The sequence below is a fragment of the Paenibacillus sp. AR247 genome (assembly GCF_002968895.1).
In the GTDB taxonomy this organism is placed as follows: domain Bacteria; phylum Bacillota; class Bacilli; order Paenibacillales; family Paenibacillaceae; genus Paenibacillus_AQ; species Paenibacillus_AQ favisporus.
The window spans coordinates 2,043,692-2,048,858 of record NZ_PCZT01000009.1 but is presented as its reverse complement, the minus strand read 5'-3'; the positions used below and the strand labels follow the sequence as shown (position 1 = coordinate 2,048,858).

The 5,167-nt window shown below is 57.2% G+C and carries 6 protein-coding genes; 5 read left to right on the top strand and 1 reads right to left on the bottom strand.

The window, feature by feature from the left end; all coding sequences use genetic code 11:
• Positions 1–390 (bottom strand): carbohydrate deacetylase (locus CPT76_RS18065; RefSeq protein ID WP_181152905.1); only part of this gene is annotated, 390 nt, incomplete at its 3' end.
• A 301-nt stretch (positions 391–691) separates the two neighbouring features.
• On the opposite strand from CPT76_RS18065, the gene CPT76_RS18060 reads away from it, so the two are divergent.
• The 5 genes from CPT76_RS18060 to CPT76_RS18040 all read left to right on the top strand — a co-directional run.
• On the top strand, positions 692–1,594 hold the full coding sequence (locus CPT76_RS18060; RefSeq protein ID WP_105443819.1) for a hypothetical protein: 903 nt from the start codon (positions 692–694) through the stop codon (positions 1,592–1,594).
• Positions 1,595–1,673: 79 nt separating this feature from the next.
• A complete protein-coding gene (locus tag CPT76_RS18055; RefSeq protein ID WP_105443818.1) occupies positions 1,674–2,432 on the top strand; it encodes an ABC transporter ATP-binding protein in 759 nt (252 codons plus the stop codon).
• Entirely contained in the window at positions 2,401–3,144 is a 744-nt protein-coding gene (locus CPT76_RS18050) for an ABC transporter permease (RefSeq protein ID WP_105443817.1), read from the top strand. The genes CPT76_RS18055 and CPT76_RS18050 overlap by 32 nt, the downstream gene beginning before the upstream one ends.
• Positions 3,145–3,156: 12 nt before the next feature.
• The gene (locus tag CPT76_RS18045; protein ID WP_105443816.1) at positions 3,157–4,620 is read left to right on the top strand and encodes a sensor histidine kinase; all 1,464 of its coding nucleotides are present in this window, start codon (positions 3,157–3,159) and stop codon (positions 4,618–4,620) included.
• Positions 4,617–5,167 (top strand): response regulator transcription factor (locus tag CPT76_RS18040; RefSeq protein ID WP_105444127.1); only part of this gene is annotated, 551 nt, incomplete at its 3' end. The genes CPT76_RS18045 and CPT76_RS18040, both read left to right, overlap by 4 nt.

Genomic DNA, 5,167 nt, shown 5'->3' with positions numbered 1-5,167 from the left:
CCTGATGCAGCAGCTGATGTGAATCCAGGTGTGTGGGGGAACAGGGAGGTCGTCCAGGAACCGGTTCCACTGGGCATCCAGCTCGGCGGCAACATCGGCAGCATTCCGGCTGCGTCTGATTTTACCATCAAGAAATACCCCGTTCTCTCTCACCAGCGAAGGGACGGCAGCCGGGTCCGACAAGGGCCGTCCATATGTCNGGTTAAAATGCAGCCCGACGCCGAGACCGGGCAGCGAGCGTGCTGCATGCACAGCGTCCGCCAAACCGGGCATATTGACCATCATCGAGGTGCTGGTGATTCCACCGGCCCGGTATGCCTCAATAATGCCGCGGTTCACGGCAGGTGACAGGCCAAAATCGTCTGCATTGATAATGACTTGCCGGTTCATCGCAGCGCACTCCCTCCATCGTTCATAGAATCTGGCCATAAATAACCGATGATACAGCTTAATGCGGTACGCAGGCGTTTGGAAACGTACGGACGCCCGGCCGGGAATGTTTTCCCGGATCGTGCCCGGACAGCGGTGACCAGGCGCATTTTTATACTTTTTTTAGATTTGGTTTAGAGGCGTTTTAGAGACGGGGGATAAGATGGTGATTAGAGGGCCAGGGCGAGTCCGCTCCGAAGGCGGACGGCAGCTGCCATCCCGGGACCCGGGCTTTCTAATTCTTGAAACAATGGAGGATATGATGAGAAAAAAATGGTTGTCGGCAGGAGCGGTGGTCGGGCTGGGCGCGGTTATGCTGTTCGCAAGCGGGTATTCCGTCATGGCGAACACATCCGGATATGAAGCTTACAAATCAGCGTTTACGCATACGAAGGGTGCTGACAGTATGGCTTCCCATGTCGTATGGAGTTTGAGCGATAACGGTACGAAGGTGCTGTCCGGTACGGCGGACATGAAGGTCAATCACGCCAAGCAGGCGATGAGCATGACGGCGGTGATAGACGACGGTACACGGACACATACGATGCAGACTTACAGACAGGACGGCAAGATGATTCTTAAGAGCAGTGATTCGGAAGTATATCGGGTGATGGACCAGGCGCCAGAGTGGCAGCATGACGGTAAAGCGGCCCAAATGCCGCAAGCCGCGGAGCAGGTAATGGAAGCGCTGATGGGGAACATCAAGGATTTGGCGACAGTGGAGACGGGCAGCGACGGTACGAAGGAGGCGGAGCTCCATTTATCGGGCAGCCAGATTCCGGCCGTGGTGAATGCCGTAGGCTCACTCATCGCTTCCAAGGCCGGCAGCGCGGATGGCTGGAATCACGGTGCGGCGGCCCAGGGACATCTGCCGGCCGGAAATTCGGAATGGAAGATGAATCTGCCGAAGCTGACGGATGAGATCAAGGTGGAGCAGGTCGATTTGGATGCCAAAATCGGCAAAAACGCGGCCTTGGAAAACCAATCGGCGGAAATCTGGGTTACGGGGAAGGATGCGGCAGGAGCAGCGCATGTGCTCACCTTCCAGCTGAACGCCGGCTTCTCGGGGTATGACGCAACGACGCCCGATCGGATCGATCTCGCGGGTAAACAGACCGAGAAGGTCGAAAACCATTGGGATAGAAACGGCTGGAAGCATCACTAAGCAGGAAGGCTAAGCAGGAAGGCGGCGGCCGGGCAGGAGAAGGTTCGGCCGCCCTTTTTTAGAAGGAGGGATTGAACGCATGAACAGCGTACTTGAAGTGGAGGGAATCACCAAGCTTTTCCGTAACCACCGCGGGGTCAAGGATGTGTCATTTACCGCCTCGGAGGGCGAAGTATTTGGATTCATCGGGCCCAACGGCGCGGGCAAGACGACGGTGCTCAAAATCATCACGGGCTTAATCCAACCGGATCGGGGAAACGTCCGGATCATGGGGCATGATATCGCGGAGCGTTTTGAACAGGCCGTCAGCCATACCGGGTGTATCATTGAGACCCCGGAAGCTTATGAATACATGAGCGCCCGCGATAATTTGAAGCTGTCGGCACGGTTTTACAGGGATCTGCCGGCGAGCCGGATTGACGAGGTATTGGAGAAGGTCGGTCTCAAGCCATACCGCCATGAACGGGTGCGCGGCTTTTCGCTGGGAATGAAGCAGCGGCTGGGGCTGGCTTCGGCGCTGCTGTCCGCTCCGCGGCTGGTGCTGCTCGACGAACCGACGAACGGTCTGGATATCGAAGGGATGGCCGATTTTCGCAGCACGGTCCGGCAGCTGGCAGACCAAGGAATCACCTTCCTCATTTCCAGCCACCTGATCCACGATCTGAGCTTGATCGCCGACCGTGTCGGCGTGATGCGTGATGGTCATCTGATCAGCCTGGGAAGGGAAGACGAATGGAACGGGGCAGGTATGTCGCTGGAACAATACGTTACCTTTAAATTGCTGGAGTCCAAGGAGGGGGAGCGCGATGCACAGCTTATACGCCAATCTGCTGAATGAAACGGAGAAGCTCTGGCGGCAGCGCCGGACGAAGGGATTCCTGCTGTTGGCTTTGATCCTTCCGGTCGTTACCGTGCTGCTGTCCAGCCTTCTGAAGATAAGGGCGGGGATGCTGTTTGGACTGGAGGGTAGCCTCCCGGTGGCCATGCTTCACTTGTTCACCTTTGCGATCATTCCGCTCTACATGGCGGCTGCAGCGGCCCACTCGTTTCCCGGGGAGGTGGCGGCCCGCACGATGAAGCTGGTTCTGCTGCGGCCCGTTACACGTGCCCGGGCGTACGCGTCTAAAGTGATCGCCATCGCGGTGTTTGCCGCCCTATGCCTTGGCGTGCTCTGGATCGCCTCAACCGTATCGGCGTGGGCGGTCGGGGGACCGGCAGGCGGCATGGCGGACAGCCTGAAGGCGTACGCCGCTTCCTTTGTGCCGATGATGGCCATCGGCCTGGTGTGCGTATTCATTGCGCAGCTGTTTTCGTCTGGAACCAGCGCCTTAATGACCATCGTGCTGGTCTACGCCGCGGCCAAAGCGCTGCCTTTGCTGCTTCCGCAGCTTTCTGCCTGGTCTGTCTTTTCCTACACACGCTGGGATGTGCTGTGGACCGGCAGCGGGGCACCGGCGGATACACTGCTCAATACGTTTCTCCTGCTGCTGTCTTATATTATAATGGCTTATGCGGCGGGACTCATGATGTTCGCGAGAAAACAGCTCTAAGGAGATTGGCCCATGTCCATCAAAACAAGACTTTTGCTTTCTTATATTGCGATGACCTTCATCCCGGTCGTTCTGTTCGCTGTGATTGCCGGAGGGCTGTATACTGTATTGTTCAAAAACATCGGGGAAGGTCGAGGCACCCCTGCCATTTGGGAAAAGGCAAGCCTTCGCGGCGAAATGGCCGCCGGCCTCAAGTTTATGATCCAGACCGAACCCGATCGGTTCGCCGATCCCTCCTTCGTGGCCAAAGCGGACGAACAGCTGACCCGATTGGATGCGGGTATCGTCGTAACAGAAGACGGCCGGATCACGTATGCCTCGGATCTGCTCCGCGGCGTCGATGTGGAGAAGGAAATCCAAAAGTGGCAGCCGGCAATGTCCTGGCACCGCTGGGGAGCGAAAGGAAGCGGCCGGTTCTCCGTGGAGAAATTCGATGTCGCCTTCAGCGGCCAGCATACGGGAGCGGTCTACGTCTTGACGGATATGAGCACATTTTTTGCGGAAGCCAAAAAGTTATTCCCGCTGATAATGCTAACCCTGCTTCTGGTCATCGGATTGACCAACGGGATTCTGACCTACTCGGTCTCCCGGAGCCTGATCAAGCCGCTGTATGCATTAAAGCATGCCGCAGAGCAGATCAAGGACGGGGATCTGAGCCACGAAATCGCGCTGAAGCGCAAGGATGAGATCGGGGAGCTGGGGGAGGCGTTTGAAGAAATGCGGAGCCGTCTGAGCGATTCGATTCGCCTGCAGCTGCAGTACGAGGATAACCGCAAGGAGCTGATCGCAAGCATCTCCCATGACCTGAAGACGCCGATTACCGGCATCAAGGCTTGCGTGGAGGGCCTTCAGGATGGGATTGCCGATACCGACGCGATGCGGGATAAGTATATGGGGATGATCGCGAAAAAGACGGAGGATATGGACCGGCTGATTGAAGAACTGCTGCTGTTCTCGAAGCTGGATTTGAAGAAGCTGCCTTTTCATATGGAGCCGACCGATCTGAAAGGGTATGTTGCGGACTGTGTTCAGGAGCTGCGGCTCGATCCCCGGATGTCCGGCGTGAAGATCGCGTGTGAGCTGCCTGATAGGGAGCGCGTTCAGGTGATGGCGGACAGGGAGAAGCTGCGGAGAGTGATCCTGAATATTATCGACAACAGCCTGAAGTATTTGGATAAGGCGGATAAGGAACTGTCCGTAAACCTGAGAGACGGGTCGGATGAGGCTGTGATCCGGATCAAGGATAACGGCTCCGGGATTGAAGAAGCGGCGCTGCCGCATATTTTCGACCGGTTCTACCGTGCCGAGCCGTCGCGAAATACGGATACCGGCGGGAGCGGCCTCGGGCTTGCGATCGTTAAGCAAATGATCGAGGGCATGGGAGGCAGGGTCTGGGCGGAGAGTCGGACCGGCGAAGGAACGAGCATTTATTTTGCGTTGCCAAAGATGACAAGAGATGGCGGTGAGCGGGCGTGAAGCGCATTTTGATCATTGAGGATGAACTGGTCATTGCGGAAGTGGAAAAGGATTATTTGGAGGCGGGCGGATATGCCGTCGAAGTCGCGGCAAGCGGGGATACCGGCCTGAAGAAGGCGCTGGAAGAGGAGTACGATTTGATCATCCTCGATCTGATGCTGCCGAAGGTGGACGGATTCGAAATCTGCCGCCAGGTCCGCGAGGCGAGGAACATTCCGATCCTGATGGTGACCGCCCGCAAGGAGGATATCGATAAAATCCGGGGACTCGGCCTCGGTGCGGACGATTATATTACGAAGCCCTTCAGCGTAGGCGAGCTTGTGGCACGCGTCAAAGCGCATTTGTCCCGCTATGACCGGCTGACGTCGGAGCACCGGCGGGAGCCGAAGAGCGAGCTGCGGCTGCGGGGAATCCGGATCGACCAGCTGTCCCGCAAGGTGTTCGTGAACGAACAGGAGGTGCTGCTGACCTCTAAAGAGTATGATCTTCTGCTGTTCCTGTGCAACCACCCGAACCGGGTGTTCAGCAAGGACGACCTGTTCGAACG

What these genes read in the sequence shown, in the direction of transcription:
- CPT76_RS18060 (WP_105443819.1), top strand. Translation starts at nt 692, where the DNA reads ATGAGAAAAAAATGGTTGTCGGCAGGAGCGGTGGTCGGGCTGGGCGCG.
- CPT76_RS18055 (WP_105443818.1), top strand. Translation starts at nt 1,674, where the DNA reads ATGAACAGCGTACTTGAAGTGGAGGGAATCACCAAGCTTTTCCGTAAC.
- CPT76_RS18050 (WP_105443817.1), top strand. Translation starts at nt 2,401, where the DNA reads ATGCACAGCTTATACGCCAATCTGCTGAATGAAACGGAGAAGCTCTGG.
- CPT76_RS18045 (WP_105443816.1), top strand. Translation starts at nt 3,157, where the DNA reads ATGTCCATCAAAACAAGACTTTTGCTTTCTTATATTGCGATGACCTTC.